General features: G+C 55.7%; 13 protein-coding genes. 11 read left to right on the top strand and 2 right to left on the bottom strand.

Annotated elements, in window-relative coordinates:
- The first annotated feature begins 13 nt into the window (after positions 1 to 13).
- Together recN and spo0A are read left to right on the top strand one after the other, a co-directional pair.
- Positions 14 to 1,711, top strand: a complete 1,698-nt coding sequence (gene recN, locus AC13H5_RS09050) for a DNA repair protein RecN (protein ID WP_214797248.1) — start codon at positions 14 to 16, stop codon at positions 1,709 to 1,711.
- Positions 1,712 to 2,443 (top strand): sporulation transcription factor Spo0A, encoded by a 732-nt coding sequence (gene spo0A / locus AC13H5_RS09045; protein ID WP_034777972.1) that lies wholly within the window; start codon positions 1,712 to 1,714, stop codon positions 2,441 to 2,443.
- 613 nt (positions 2,444 to 3,056) lie between these two features.
- Here spo0A and AC13H5_RS09040 read toward each other — a convergent pair.
- A complete protein-coding gene (locus tag AC13H5_RS09040) occupies positions 3,057 to 3,305 on the bottom strand; it encodes a DUF2627 family protein (RefSeq protein ID WP_034777970.1) in 249 nt (82 codons plus the stop codon).
- A gap of 130 nt (positions 3,306 to 3,435) precedes the next feature.
- Between AC13H5_RS09040 and AC13H5_RS09035 the strand changes: the two genes are divergently transcribed.
- The 8 genes from AC13H5_RS09035 to AC13H5_RS09000 all read left to right on the top strand — a co-directional run bounded on the left by AC13H5_RS09035 (position 3,436) and on the right by AC13H5_RS09000 (position 13,055).
- Positions 3,436 to 5,073: a sigma-54-dependent Fis family transcriptional regulator gene (locus AC13H5_RS09035; protein ID WP_034777967.1), complete on the top strand. Its 1,638-nt coding sequence runs from the start codon at positions 3,436 to 3,438 to the stop codon at positions 5,071 to 5,073.
- A 122-nt stretch (positions 5,074 to 5,195) separates the two neighbouring features.
- Entirely contained in the window at positions 5,196 to 6,092 is an 897-nt protein-coding gene (gene yqiS / locus AC13H5_RS09030) for a phosphate butyryltransferase (protein WP_138859278.1), read from the top strand.
- 24 nt (positions 6,093 to 6,116) lie between these two features.
- On the top strand, positions 6,117 to 7,238 hold the full coding sequence (locus AC13H5_RS09025) for a Glu/Leu/Phe/Val family dehydrogenase (protein WP_214753129.1): 1,122 nt from the start codon (positions 6,117 to 6,119) through the stop codon (positions 7,236 to 7,238).
- Between the two features lies 1 nt (position 7,239).
- Positions 7,240 to 8,331: a butyrate kinase gene (gene buk, locus AC13H5_RS09020; RefSeq protein WP_483545636.1), complete on the top strand. Its 1,092-nt coding sequence runs from the start codon at positions 7,240 to 7,242 to the stop codon at positions 8,329 to 8,331.
- Entirely contained in the window at positions 8,315 to 9,724 is a 1,410-nt protein-coding gene (lpdA, locus tag AC13H5_RS09015; protein WP_034777958.1) for a dihydrolipoyl dehydrogenase, read from the top strand. The genes buk and lpdA overlap by 17 nt, the downstream gene beginning before the upstream one ends.
- A gap of 21 nt (positions 9,725 to 9,745) precedes the next feature.
- Entirely contained in the window at positions 9,746 to 10,744 is a 999-nt protein-coding gene (locus AC13H5_RS09010) for a thiamine pyrophosphate-dependent dehydrogenase E1 component subunit alpha (protein WP_034779950.1), read from the top strand.
- Positions 10,744 to 11,721 (top strand): alpha-ketoacid dehydrogenase subunit beta, encoded by a 978-nt coding sequence (locus AC13H5_RS09005; protein ID WP_034777955.1) that lies wholly within the window; start codon positions 10,744 to 10,746, stop codon positions 11,719 to 11,721. The genes AC13H5_RS09010 and AC13H5_RS09005 overlap by 1 nt, the downstream gene beginning before the upstream one ends.
- Before the next feature lie 11 nt (positions 11,722 to 11,732).
- On the top strand, positions 11,733 to 13,055 hold the full coding sequence (locus tag AC13H5_RS09000; protein WP_483545635.1) for a dihydrolipoamide acetyltransferase family protein: 1,323 nt from the start codon (positions 11,733 to 11,735) through the stop codon (positions 13,053 to 13,055).
- 81 nt (positions 13,056 to 13,136) lie between these two features.
- Here AC13H5_RS09000 and AC13H5_RS08995 read toward each other — a convergent pair whose 3' ends face one another.
- Positions 13,137 to 13,913, bottom strand: coding sequence for a sporulation protein (locus tag AC13H5_RS08995; RefSeq protein WP_483545634.1), 777 nt, complete (start codon positions 13,911 to 13,913; stop codon positions 13,137 to 13,139).
- A 99-nt stretch (positions 13,914 to 14,012) separates the two neighbouring features.
- Between AC13H5_RS08995 and AC13H5_RS08990 the strand changes: the two genes are divergently transcribed.
- On the top strand, positions 14,013 to 15,197 hold the full coding sequence (locus AC13H5_RS08990; protein WP_483545633.1) for a class I SAM-dependent methyltransferase: 1,185 nt from the start codon (positions 14,013 to 14,015) through the stop codon (positions 15,195 to 15,197).
- Positions 15,198 to 15,221: the final 24 nt, after the last annotated feature.

The following is a 15,221-nucleotide window of genomic DNA, read 5'->3' as shown; positions in this document are numbered from 1 at the left end:
GGTGAATTATCGTATGTTAGCAGAACTATCGATCAAACAATTTGCGATCATCGATGAACTGAATATCACGTTCAAACGTGGGATGACCGTATTGACAGGGGAGACCGGGGCCGGGAAGTCAATCTTGCTCGACGCCATCGGTTTGCTCGTCGGGGGACGCGGCTCGAGCGAGTTCGTCCGTTACGGTCAAGACAAGGCGGAGATCGAAGGGCTGTTCATCGTCGAACCGGACCACCCGATCCTCGAGGCGGCGACCCAATACGGGATCGAGATCGAAGAAGGGACCGTCATTTTACGCCGCGACTTACATAGCAGCGGAAAGAGCGTCTGTCGTGTCAACGGCAAGATGATGCCGTTGTCGACGCTACGCGAACTCGGCCGACTGCTCGTCGATATCCATGGCCAGCACGAGCATCAGCACTTGATGGATGCCGAGTACCATCTCGGTATTTTGGACAGCTTTGCCGAAGCCGAGCTCGCCCCGCTCCTCGAGCGATATCGCGAGGCTTACGTCGATTGGAAAAACGTCGCCGATGAGTTGAAACGGTTGAGTCAAAGTGAACAAGAGTTGGCCCAACGCATGGACTTGCTCGCGTTCCAGACGAATGAGATCGAGGCGGCCGAGCTGAAAGTCGGTGAAGAACAGGCGCTCACGGAGGAACGGAACGAGCTCGCCAACTTCGAGCGGATTCATCAGCACGTCCGGTTATCGTATGAGGCGGTCGCGGATGAGGCGAAAGGGCTCGACCAGATCGGCATCGCCATGCGCGAGATGGAGGAAGCTTCCGCATTGTCTACATCGCTCGCGCCGATGGCCGAGACGATCTCGAACGCTTACTTCTTGCTCGAAGACGCGAAATTTCAGTTGCGTGACCAGCTCGACTCGCTCGAATTCGACCCGATCCGGCTCGATGAGATCGAGACGCGGCTCGCTTTGTTCCAACAGCTGAAGCGGAAATACGGGGCCACGATCGACGAGGTCATCACGTACGGGGAAAAAATTGCCGATGAGTTAAAATCGATGACGAATCGGGAAGAACATTTGCAAGAACTATCGGACCGGCTCGCCCAGCTCGAACAAAAAGTACGTACGTCCGGGCTGGCGCTATCGGCGGCCCGTAAACAAGCGGCTACCGAGCTCGAGAAGGCGATTCAGCGTGAATTGAAAGAATTGTATATGGAGAAGACCCAGTTCGAAGTTCGGTTCAAAGAAGGGCCGTTCAAGGCGGACGGGCTCGATCAAGTCGAATTCTATATGATGACGAACGTCGGGGAGCCTTTCAAGCCGCTCGCCAAAGTGGCCTCCGGCGGAGAATTGTCCCGCGTCATGCTCGCCTTGAAGTCGATTTTCTCGCGAACGGTCGGCGTCGCGTCGATCATTTTCGATGAAGTGGACACGGGTGTCTCAGGACGGGTCGCCCAAGCGATGGGTGAGAAGATCTTCCGTCTGTCGGTCGGCTCACAAGTGCTCTGTATCACCCATTTGGCTCAAGTGGCCGCCATGGCGGATCAGCACTTGTACATCACGAAGACGGAGACGGATGATCGCACGAAGACGAATGTCTCCACGCTCGGTCATGCCGAACGAGTCGATGAGCTCGGGCGCATGATCGCCGGGGCGCAGATGACGGATTTGACGAAACAACATGTGGAGGAACTGCTCACTATGTCTCTCCAATTAAAACGGAAGTTTATCGAAGGGGTGTCTTAATTGATCACATTATGCATCGCGGACGACAATCGAGAAATCGTCGACTTGTTGACCCGCCAACTCGAGTCCGAGGACGACTTAAAAGTCGTCGGGACCGCCTACGACGGCGAGGCATGCTTAGACGTCGTCAAGACACACCAGCCGGACGTGCTGCTGCTCGACATCATCATGCCGCACCTGGACGGCATCGGCGTCCTCGAACGGTTACAGACGGAATTGGCTCACGCCAAACCGGAAGTGATCATGCTCAGTGCGTTCGGGAAAGATGAAGTGACGAAACAGGCCGTTCAACTCGGCGCTTCTTACTTTTTGGTCAAGCCGTTCAACATTCAACAATTGATCACGAAAATCCGCGAACTCGCCGCTGGTTCGAGCCGAGAATTCGAGGCGATGTCGCCGGAAGAACTCGACATCTCGCTGTTATTGCAACAACTCGGGATTTCACCGCGCATCAAAGGGTTCAAATATATTCGTCAAGCCGTCGTCTACGTCCGGGAGCGTCAAGAGCTGCTCGGATTGATCACGAAGGAACTGTATCCGATGATCGCGAAAGAGCATGAGACGACGTCGTCCCGTGTCGAGCGAGCGATGCGCCATGCCATCAAGACGGCATGGGAGAACGGGATGCGCGACCATGAGATGTTCGATGGCCGGCCTGAGCGCGAGCGCAGTCCGAAAAACTCCGAATTCATTTCATATTTCGTCACGTATCAATCGTTTAAACAGCAATGACCGATCAGGGGGTTCTCCTCCTGATTTTCTTTAATATTGTGAAAGAAAGCGCTTGCAAAATTACCGGAACTTGTTATAATAAAGGTGTACCAAGTTACTTGGACGAGCGTCAGATGAACGCTTTCTAACGTGTTCCGGAACAGGTTAGAGCAAGAAATCATCTCGGACCGCTATCCGTCAATAGCTCAGAGGTGGGAACGACATCTCAAATCGTCATCGTCCCGACGAGAGGTCGCGACGTACGCTCATTCGCGAGGCGATTCCGGCATCGGTTCGAAGCTAGGGACCGTGTTCGGGGAAAACGAATCGTTCAGTTGACCAAAAGGAGTGTTGTCAACCGTTGAACAGTTTATGGCAAGCGTTCGACTTCACAATGGATGGTTCGACATGACCCGATGACTATTTGTTAGTAACTCGAATGGGTACGTTTCCGTTCACGCAAGACGGCAGTTACTAATTTCTTTCAAACTTCTTCATTAAGAAGACCATTGGACCTCATGTCACAAGATTGTAGCAAGTAGGAGAGGAGATCATCCGTAGTGATCACAATTCAATACGAATAAAAAGGTTCCGCACTTGAAATGAAGTCAAGTTAGGGAACCTTTTTTTGTGTTCAAGAATCTATTCGCGGGACTTTGCCTGTTTTCTTGTCACGATTGAAGATATAACCTGCCACAAAACCGATCCCGCCCATCGCGATCAACAGCCCGAACGTTCCTTGGAGCATGGAGGCGGCTGCCACCGACTCGATCCAAGAGAATGGGACGCTCGTCTTGAGGAAGAAACTGTCGCGAAGCAACTTGATGCCATAGACACCAAGTAGGCCAGGGATGATCAAGATCAGCAGTGCGATGATGCGCATAGGATCTCCTCCTTAACACTCATTATTTTAACAGAAAATACATAGCTCGACACGGCCTTTTTTGCGAGGTTGCGAAATCAGTTCAGGTTCAGTAGCATGGATGCAGAACGGTAAAATGGGGGATATTAGAATGAATAAACGATTGATGATTGTCGGTGCGGGGAAAGGCGGGACCGAGGTGTTGAAGATGTTGCTCGACTCGCCGCTCGTCACCGTCGTCGCCGTCATCGACCCGGAAGCGATGGCCGAAGGCGTGCAGCTCGCGCGCAACCACGGGATTATGACGGCGGGGGATTGGCGGGTATGTGCTGCAACACGTCTCGATTTCGTGATTGAGACGACCGGACGCTCTGAGACGTTTGATGAGTTGAAAGAACATTTTGCGGACGCGGTCGTCTTGCCCGGGGAGTTCATCCGTATCGTCGTCGAACGCTTGAAACAGAACCAACAGATGCTCGAGGCAATCATCGACTGTACGAGCGAGGCAATCTCCGTCGCCGACCATAACGGGAATACGATTTTAATCAACCCTTCTTATACCCGATTGACGGGATTCAAAAAAGAAGACGTGGTCGATAAGCCGGCGACGGCCGATATCGGCATGCAGGAGAGCGTCCATTTGAAAGTGCTCTCGACAGGCCAAGGTGTCCGTGACATCCGGATGCAAATCGGCGCGACGCGGCGTGACATTCTCGTCAACGCCGAGCCGATCATCGTTGAAGGGAAACTGCGCGGCTCGGTCGGCGTCATTCGCGACGTCTCCCAAATTCGGGCGCTCCGGGACGAGTTGCAAGAAGCAAAGACACGGATCCGAAACCTCGAGGCGAAATATCAGTTCGCCGATATCATTGCGACGAGCGATAAGATGCGGTTCGTCATCGACCAGGCCCGTCTCGCCGCTGTCACACCTGTCACCGTCCTGATCCGAGGTGAGTCGGGAACAGGTAAGGAATTGTTCGCCCATGCGATCCATGGAGAGTCTCCGCGGAAATATAAAAAGTTCGTCCGCGTCAACTGCGCCGCCATCTCACCGACGCTCCTCGAGAGCGAACTGTTCGGTTATGAGGACGGTGCCTTCAGCGGGGCGAAACGAGGCGGCAAGGTCGGCTATTTCGAAGAGGCCGATGGCGGTTCACTTTTCCTCGATGAGATCGGCGAGTTGCCGGTCGACGTCCAAGTCAAGTTGCTCCGCGTCCTTCAGGAGCATGAGATCGTCCGGGTCGGAGGCACGAGTGCGATCCCGGTCGACGTACGCATCATCGCGGCGACGAATGCCGACCTCGAACAAAAAGTGGCCGATGGGACGTTCCGTGAAGATTTGTACTATCGGATCAATCGGATGCCGATCCATATCCCGCCGCTCCGGGACCGGCTTGAAGAAGTCGAGCCGCTCTGTGAGCGCATCGTCCGTAAATTGAATCAAGAGTACGGCCGCAGTGTGCGCGGTGTGAACCGTGAGGCGACCGAACTGTTGAAGAGCCAATACTGGAAAGGCAACGTCCGAGAACTCGAGAACGTGCTCGGTCGGGCGATGATCTATATGGCGAGCAGCGAACAGTGGATCGCTCCGCACCATCTTCAACTCTCGGCCCGTGTCCCGTCGACACGACCGACCGACGCGCTTTCCTTGCAAGACGCCGTCGCACGTTACGAACGAGATTTGATTGAACGGGCGATCGAGGAAGCGGACGGCAACAAGTCGGAAGCGGCTCGTCGATTACACATCTCGATCCGAACGCTGTATAATAAACTTGAACGTCTGCAATAAATTACCTGCACTTTTTTTCATACCATGCAATAATGTGCGTAATGCGCAACCGATTAAAGCGCTTTCAAAAATGGAAACAATCTTGCATGATAGTAAGTGAAGACAGGCAAGGGGGGACACGCATGAATTTTGAACGGATGCTCGAACAAGCGAAACAACTGAACGGGCGCACCGTCTCGATCGCCGGGGCGGCCGACGTAGAAGTCATCCGCGCCGTCAAGCTCGCGACCGATCACGGATTGTCTCGGTTCAAACTGATCGGGGAGGCCCGAGAGATTAAACGATTGTGTGATGATCACGGCATCGACGAGGACGCGGTCGACATCATCCACGTCAAAGGCGACAAAGAGATCGCCAAACGGGCCACACTCGCCGTCAAAACGGGGGAAGCCGATGTGCTCATGAAAGGAATGGTCGCGACGTCGACGTTCATGAAAGCCGTGCTCAGCCGGGAGACGGGGCTGAGGACGAACCGGACGCTCAGCCATATCGCCCTGTTCCAAATCCCGAATCGGGACCGGCTGATCGGGGTGACCGACGCGGCGATCCATATCGCGCCGACGCTCGATGAAAAAGTCGACATCATTCATAACGCCGTGGCGGCGATGCATGACATCGGTTACGCGTCGCCGAAAGTGGCCGCCATCGCGGCGGTCGAAGTCGTCAATCCGCAGATGACGGCGACACTGGACGCCGCACTGCTCAGTCAGATGAACCGGCGCGGACAAATCAAAGGTTGTATCGTCGACGGGCCGCTCGCGCTCGATAACGCCGTCGACATGGTCGCGGCCAAACAGAAAGGCATCGCCAGCGACGTCGCCGGACAAGCCGACCTATTGCTCGTCCCATACATAGAGGTCGGCAACGTCCTTTATAAGTCGATGATGTACTTTGCCGGAGCAAGTGTGGCGGCCATCGTCGTCGGCGCGGCCGCCCCGGTCGTCTTGACGAGTCGGGCCGATACGGCCGAGGCCAAGCTGTACTCACTCGCGTTCGCATTACTGCACGCCAAAAAATAAACTACGCATATGGAGGAATCATCAATGATGGAAACTAACATGGAACCACGCTTTCGTATTTTCGACGTCTTACAGGCTGAAGACTATGAGCAGATCGTCTTCTGTCAAGATCAGGCGTCGGGATTGAAGGCGATTATCGCGATTCATGATACGACGCTCGGACCGGCTCTCGGGGGGCTGCGGATGTGGAACTACGCTTCAGAAGAAGAGGCGCTCACGGACGTTCTCCGTCTCGCCAAAGGGATGACGTATAAGAACGCGGCAGCGGGACTTAACCTTGGTGGCGGCAAGGCCGTCATCATCGGCAATGCGAAGACGGACAAGTCCGAGGCGCTGTTCCGGGCGTTCGGCCGTTACGTCCAATCGCTCAGCGGCCGTTATATCACGGCCGAGGACGTCAATACGACGGTCGCCGATATGGACTTCATCCACATGGAGACTGATTACGTGACCGGTGTCAGCCCGGCGTTCGGATCGAGCGGCAACCCGTCACCGGTGACGGCGTATGGCGTATACCGCGGCATGAAGGCGGCAGCCAAATGGAAATTCGGCTCGGACTCACTTGCTGGCAAGACGGTCGCCGTCCAAGGAGTCGGGAACGTCGCCTATAACTTGTGCCGCCACTTGCACGAGGAAGGGGCACACTTGGTCGTCACCGACATCAACGAAGAGGCGCTCAAACGGGCCGAGACGGACTTCGGCGCGACGGTCGTCAAGCCGGACGAGATTTATGCGGTCGATTGTGACATCTTCGCCCCGTGTGCGCTCGGTGCGGTCATCAATGACAAGACGATTCCGATGCTCAAAGCCCAAATCGTCGCCGGAGCGGCCAACAACCAGCTCGCTGAGGATCGTCACGGGGACGTGCTCGAGGAGCGCGGTATCCTTTACGCCCCAGACTTCGTCATCAACGCGGGCGGTGTCATCAACGTGGCCGACGAGCTCGAAGGCTATAACCGCGAGCGGGCGATGAAGAAAGTCGAGCTCATTTACGACAACATGCAGCGCGTCTTCGAGATTGCCGAACGGGACGGTGTCCCGACCCACGTCGCGGCCGAGAAGATGGCTGAAGAGCGCATTCAGATGATGGCACGTTCACGCAGCCAGTTCTTGAAAGTCGAAAAGAGTCTGTTAGGTGGTCGCTAAAATGACAAGACAGCTCATTCTTGCCATCAACCCTGGTTCTACTTCGACGAAGGTCGGCTTGTTTGACGGAGCGGTCGAGATCATGTCTCGGACCGTCCGTCATGGGGCCGACGTCACAGGATTGTCAATTCCGGAGCAACTGTCGCATCGGGAACGGGAAGTACGGGCCTTGTTGGCCGAGACGGGCATCGCGGGCGAGGACTTGTCCGCGATCGTCGGTCGCGGTGGCTTGCTTGCCCCGATGACGTCGGGGACGTACGCCGTCAATCCGCTCATGCAGGAAGACTTGGCGAGCGGACGTTTCGGCATGCACGCCTCGAACTTGGGCGGTTTGCTCGCCCACAAGCTCGGTGAGTTATTTCAAGTACCGGATTTTATCGTTGACCCAGTAGTCGTCGACGAGCTCGGACCGCTCGCGCGACCAACGGGAATGCCTGAAATCAACCGACGCAGCATCTTCCACGCCTTGAACCAAAAAGCGGTCGCGAAGCGTTTTGCCGCCGAAAATGGAAGCGATTACAAAGAGCTCAACCTGATCATCGCTCACCTCGGAGGCGGCATCACGGTTGGCGCCCATGCCAAAGGGACGGTCATCGATGTGAACAACGGACTCGATGGCGACGGACCGCTCGCGCCGGAACGAGCCGGTTCGATTCCTGTTGGACAGGTAGTAGAACTATGTTATAGTACCAGGTATAAAGAGTCGGAAATGAAACAAAAAATCGTCGGACGCGGAGGTCTGTTTGCCCACCTCGGGACGTTCGACGCGATTGAGATCGAACAGCGGATGGCAGACGGAGATGAGCAAGCCGCACTCCTTTACGAGACGATGGCGTACCGGGTCGCCCAAGAGATCGCCAAACATGGCGCCACCTTATTTGGTGACGTCGACGCGATTCTGTTGACGGGCGGCATCGCCTATTCGACTTGGCTGACCGAGCAAATCAGTGCGCGCGTCGGCTATTTGGCGCCGGTCCACATCTATCCTGGTGAAGATGAGTTGAAGGCACTCGCCGAAGGCGCACTCCGGGCCATCCGACAAGAAGAAGCAGTTCGAGAATATGAGGGGGATACACATGGCACGAGAATTTGAGATCGTCGTCATCGGCGGCGGTCCTGGCGGATATGTCGCGGCCATCAAGGCGGCCCAAGCCGGTAAAACTGTCGCAATCGTGGAGGCCGAGAAACTCGGCGGGACATGTCTACATAAAGGCTGCATCCCGACGAAGGCGTTGTTGAAAGCGGCCCACGTCTATCAGACGGCGAAACATGGGAGCGCCTACGGCGTCGAGACGGGAACGGTCACGTTCAACATGGAACGCGCCCAGTCGTTCAAACGCGATTTGGTCGCAGGGCTTGAGAAAGGCATCGAGCACTTGATGAAACAAGGCAAGATCGAGGTATTCCGCGGCAAGGCCTCGATTTTAGGGCCGAGCATCTTCTCGCCGCAGCCGGGAACGGTCGCGGTCGAGGACAGCTCGGGCGAGTCTGAGCTCATCTTGCCGAACCAGCTCATCATCGCGACGGGGTCGATTCCGCGCGAACTGCCTGGTCTGCCGTTTGACCATACACGGATTTTAAACTCGGACGATCTGCTCCAATTCGAACAGTTGCCGGCATCGATCGCCATCGTTGGCGGTGGGGTCATCGGTGTCGAATGGGCCTCGATGCTCATCGACCTAGACGTCGACGTCACCTTGATCGAAGTCGGAGAGCGACTGTTGCCGCTCGAAGACAAGGCGGTGTCACGGGAAGTCGAACGGCTGCTCAAAAAGCGCGGCGTCAAAGTGAAAAAGAACGTGACGGTCGACCCCGAGCGGACTGAAGTAACCCCGGACGCCGTCGCACTCGCGGTCGGCGAAGAGACGCTCTCGGTCGAGTGTGTGCTCGTCTCGGTCGGACGGGTCGCCAATACGGAACATCTCGGGTTACAGAACACATCGATTGTCGTCGAGAACGGTGTCATCCAAGTCGATGAGCAGTATCGGACGAAAGAACGTCACATCTTCGCCATCGGGGACTGCATCGGCAAGCTCCAGCTCGCCCATGTCGCCTCAGCGGAAGGTGTCAAGGCGGTCGAGACGATTCTCGGTCACGAGCCGACTCCGCTCGATTATGCGTTGATCCCGCGTTGCGTGTACGGGGTGCCGGAAGTCGCATCGGTCGGCATGACCGAGGAAGCGGCCAAAGCTGCCGGTCATGATGTGAAGACGGGCACGTATCGCTTCAACGGTCTCGGCAAGGCCCGCATCGAAGGACAGGCGGACGGATTCGTCAAGCTCGTGTCCGACAAGTCGACCGACGACCTGCTCGGTGTGCATATCGTCGGGCCAAAAGCGACAGAACTGATCACAGAAGGCGGACTCGCTCTCGTCTTGAACGCCACGGCATGGGAAATGGGCCAACTCGTCCATCCTCACCCGGCGCTGAGCGAAGCGTTCCAAGAAGCGGCACTGGCCGTTGACGGATTACCGATTCACGCCTAAGGAGGAAACAGAATGGAACAGATGACTGTGAATTCATATGAGGAACTAGGATTGACAAAACAAGACCTCGGTGCGATGTACGAGACGATGGTCCGCGCCCGTAAAATCGATGAGCGCATGTGGAAATTGAACCGTGCCGGAAAAATCCCGTTCGTCGTCTCGTGTCAAGGACAAGAGGCGGCCCAAGTCGGGGCAGCGTTCGCGCTCGAAAAAGGGACGGACTATATTCTCCCGTATTACCGCGATGTCGCCGTTGTCCTCCACTTCGGACAGACGGCTCGCGACTTGATGTTGTCGGCGTTCGCCAAGGCGGAAGACCCGAACTCGGGCGGTCGTCAGATGCCAGGGCATTTCGGTTCAAAACAGCACCGCATCGTGACGGGTTCGTCTCCGGTGACGACGCAAGTACCGCATGCGGTCGGTGTAGCGCTCGCCGCCAAACTGAAAAAAGAAGAGCTCGTCACATTCGTATCGTTTGGAGAAGGCTCATCGAACCAAGGCGACTTCCACGAAGGTGCGAACTTCGCCGGTGTCCACAAGCTGCCGGTCATCTTGTTCTGTGAGAACAACAAATATGCCATCTCGGTACCGCTCTCGAAGCAGCTCGCTTGTGAGCGTGTATCGGACCGCGCCAAAGGTTACGGGATGCCGGGTGTCACGGTCGATGGGACAGATCCGATTGCCGTCTATGTCGCCGTGAAAGAAGCCCGCGCCCGCGCTCTTCGCGGCGAAGGCCCGACGCTCATCGAAGCCGAAGTCGAACGTCTCGTACCGCACTCGTCGGATGACGATGACAAAGCGTACCGCTCGGTCGAAGAGTTGGCTGACCTTAAAAATCGCGACGGGAATCAATTGTTCCGGAAGCGTTTGATTGAGGATGGCGTCATGACCGAGGAAGAACTCGCAGAGATCGAGGCAAACGTCGATCGTGAAGTCAATGAGGCGACTGCGTACGCCGACAAGGCACCATATGCGTCTCCTGAATCGACGATGGACCATGTGTACGAGGAGGAAATGTGATGAAAACGTTTATTGAAGCGATCAATGAAGCGATCCATGAAGAGATGGAACGCGATGAGAACGTCTTCGTGCTCGGGGAAGATGTCGGCGTCCGAGGCGGTGTGTTCCGCGCGACCCAAGGCTTGATTGAGAAGTACGGCGAGGACCGCGTCATCGATGCGCCACTCGCCGAGAGCGCAATCGCAGGTGTCGGAATCGGAGCGGCAATGTATGGCATGCGTCCGATTGCCGAAATGCAATTCGCCGACTTCATCATGCCGGCGGTCAACCAAATCGTCTCGGAAGCGGCGAAAATCCGCTATCGTTCAAATAACGATTGGACGTGCCCGATGGTCATCCGTGCACCGTTCGGCGGCGGAATCCATGGTGCGCTCTATCACTCTCAATCGGTCGAGGCGATGTTCAACTCGACGCCTGGACTCAAGGTCGTCATCCCGTCCGATCCGGTCGATGCGAAAGGATTGCTTAAGGCAGCCATTCGTTCGAATGACCCGGTTCTCTTCTTTGAGCACAAACGGGCGTATCGTCTATTGAAGTCGGAACTCCCGACCGAAGAGTATACGGTCGAGATCGGCAAGGCCGCCGTCAAGCGGGAAGGTGACGATATCACGATCATCACGTACGGTCTGTGCGTCCACATGGCCCAGGAAGCGGCGAAGACGCTTGAAGCCGAAGGGGTCAGCACGCACATCCTCGATTTGCGCACAATTTATCCGCTCGACCAAGACGCCATCGTTGAAGCCGTCAAGAAAACCGGGAAAGTGCTCCTCGTCACCGAGGACAATAAAGAAGGCAGCATCATCGGGGAAGTCGCGGCCATCATCGCTGAGAAAGCACTATTTGAACTCGATGCGCCGATCGAACGTCTGGCGGGACCGGACGTTCCGTCGATGCCGTACGCACCACCGATGGAGAAGTTCTTCATCGTCTCCCCTGAAAAAATCGCGGAGCGGGCACGTCAGCTCGCCGCCTTTTAAGGAGGGGTCATATGGAACAGACAATTAAAATGCCACAGCTCGGGGAAAGTGTCACCGAGGGGACGATCACGACGTTTCTCGTCAAACCAGGTGACCGCGTCGAGGAGTATGAGCCGCTCGCCGAGGTCATGACCGATAAAGTGACGGCTGAGATCCCGGCGACGAGTGCCGGCGTCGTGAAAGAAATGTTAATCAGTGAAGGGGACACGGTCGCCGTCGGCACACCGGTCCTCATCATGGAAGTCGAAGGTGCCGAGTCTACACCGGCAAAAGCAGAACCGAAAGCAGAACCGGCACAAGTCGAATCGGCCCCGGTCGAGACGAAGCAAGCGGTCACTGCCGCGTCGGCCGCCCCGCGGAAACAGAATAATGGACGTTTCTCGCCGGCGGTCATCCGACTCGCCAATGAGAATGCGATCGACTTGAACGAGCTCGACGGCAGCGGCCTCGGTGGTCGCATCACGCGCAAAGATGTCCTCCGCTACTTGTCAGAAGGTCGTCCGGTCAAACCGGAAGCAGCGACGCAGGCGCCGGTCCAAGAGACGATGACCCAAGTGAAGCTCGAAGTGCCTGAAACAGTTGCTGCCCCGGCTGTAACGCCAGCTGCTACGACTTCTGCTGACGTCTCAACGGACCGCGTCGAGTTGATTCCGACGGCCGGTGTCCGTCAAGCGATCGCCAACAACATGGTCCGCTCGAAACATGAGGCCCCGCATGCGTGGCTCATGATCGAGGTCGATGTGACGAACCTCGTCTCAGCCCGGGCCAAGTTGAAAGACGAGTTCTTCAAGCGGGAAGGTGTCAAACTGACATTCATGCCGTTCTTCATGAAGGCGGCGATCGAGGCGTTGAAAAAACATCCGATGATGAACTCGGAATGGGCGGGCGATCACATCAAAGTCCATCAAGATATCCATCTGTCGGTCGCCGTCGCAGCGAACGACGCCCTCTACGTCCCGGTCATCAAACATGCGGACGAGAAGAACATCAAAGGGCTCGCTGTCGCCCTTCAAGACGTGGCGGCGCGTGCCCGCGGCAACCGTTTGAAAGCGGACGAGATGCGCGGTGGAACGTTCACGATCAACAATACGGGTGCGTTCGGTTCGATTCAATCGGCGCCGATTTTGAACTATCCGCAAGCGGCCATCCTGTCGGTCGAGTCGATCGTGAAACGTCCCGTTTGGGTGAATGGGATGTTCGCAGCGCGTGATATGGTCAACTTGTGTATGTCGGTCGACCACCGTGTCCTCGACGGTCTCGTCGCCGGTCAATTCTTGCAGGCGATCAAGCAGTCGCTCGAATCGATCGACCCAGACACGTATACGCTCTATTGATTCACGTCCTGCCTTCGATCGAGGGCAGGATTTTTCATATGGAAAATAAAAAAGCCACGGAATTTTCCGTGGCAACATGGTTCAGATGAAACGTTCAATCAATGCCTCGAGATCGCGGCGAATCCGTTCGGGCGAGGCGAGCTCGGTGTTCGTATAGCTGAGTCGGTGCGTCGACTCGTCGGTCCCCGTCAAGTCGGCGAACAGGCTGCCGAGATTATGGACGCTCTTGTCGACTTGAATCAATAAGTCTAGAGACGACTCCGTTTGGAGCATGACGACTTCGAGCTCATCGAGTTTGCGTCCATAGCTCGTTCCGTTCGGTGAATATTCGAGTTCTTGGGCAATCGGGAGACGGCCGGAACGATGGCGGGCCGGGAGCATCTCCGTATCAGCCTTCTTCAAGCGGAAACCGATGTCATCGAGCACGTCGAGGACGACCTGTTGAGCGTGGTTCGGTTTGACGAGAATCGAGTCCTCGTCTTTCGGGTCGACGGCCTGGGCGATATCGAGACCGGTCTCAATCCACGATTTCGATTGGCTGACCGAAATCGGCGTGTTGAACGGCACGTCGATCGTGAACGGGATTTCTTTCACTTCGTCGGGACCAATCATGAACGGCGCCTCGTTCAACAAAATCTTCTCAATCGTGAACGTCGAGTACGTTGTCTTGTCGTTCACCTCATGCTTATAGAGCGTGTTGAAGAAGATGTAAATCCGGTCGACCGATTGCTCGGTGCTGCCGCCCTTGATATGGACAACACCATCGAGCGTCCCGCCTGGCACACAGGCACTCTCCGCGAGCCGTGTATCGACCGTCGCGGCACCGATCCCAATCGATGATAATAACTTTTTGAACATACAATAATCCTCCTTTGACGTTTGCACGTGTTCGTGTAATAGTATGTACGAATACACGTGAACAAAAGTTTCGAAACTATTGAAAAAAGGATGAACGCAGTGGAATATACAGAATTAAAACAGCGACTCGCTGATGTGATTCGCCAGAACGAGCTCGTGACGGCGACAGTCAGCCAACCGCGTCAAAAGTCGAACGATTTGCGCCGGGTCAAATTGAAGCCGGTCCTGTTGAAAGGCGAGTACCATATACAGTTCGAATACCAATTTGAACGGGTGATGAAACATAAAAATCTCACACCGGACGAGGCGGTCATCGAGCTCGATGAATTGCTCGAGACGTTCCGCCAAGGTCAGTTCCAGTTGACGGCGTCCGAGGTCCACTTTCAACTGTCTAAAAAGTTCAAAGTGACGTTCAAGGAACGTGAGACGGCCGTCAAACAAGTGAAGCTGAGCCATAACCGCGAGAAGCAGTATTTGTTACCGCTCGATGAACCGGTACCGTTCCTCATCCGCCTCGGCGTCCAGTCCGAGGACGGAAAAGTGAAGCGTCAAAAATACGACAAGTTCAAACAAATCAACCGCTTCCTCGAGTTTATCGAAGACTCAATCAAACATTTACCGACCGACCGGACCGTCCGGATTCTCGATTTCGGCTCAGGGAAGTCATATTTGACGTTCGCCCTCTATCACTTCTTGCATGAAATGAAAGGCTATGACGTCCATATCACAGGGCTCGATTTGAAGAAAGAAGTCATCGAAGAATGTGCCGGGATTGCCCGTGACCTCGGCTATGAGCGCCTCGAGTTTCTCGTCGGGGACATCAACGAGTTCGAAGGCGAGACGGCGGTCGATATGGTCGTCACGCTTCATGCCTGTGACGTCGCGACGGACATGGCGCTCGCCCGGGCCGTTCGCTGGGGAGCTAAAGTCATCTTGAGCGTCCCTTGTTGTCAAAAAGAATTGAATCGTCAACTCGAGGCGCCGAGCCTCGACGTCATGCTGCAGCATGGACTCGTCAAAGAACGGTTCGCGGCGCTCGCCACCGATTCGATTCGGGCCGAATTACTTGGACTCGTCGGCTATGAGGCGCAACTGCTCGAGTTCATCGATATGGAGCACACGCCGAAGAACATCCTCATCCGGGCCTATTTGACGAACCGGGAAGCGACCGCTGAAGCGCGGGCCCGCTATGTGTCCTTCAAGACGCTGTTGAACGCGACACCGTTCCTCGAAGGACAATTGAGCGATAGACTTGTCCTAACTGATCCACTAGACGTAAAATAAGAAAGAACAGACGCAAGTCGAAAG

The organism is Exiguobacterium sp. FD-YE-25-4 (assembly GCF_057004685.1).
The sequence above is the reverse complement of the archived record's forward strand: the minus strand, read 5'-3'. Positions and strand labels throughout refer to the sequence as shown.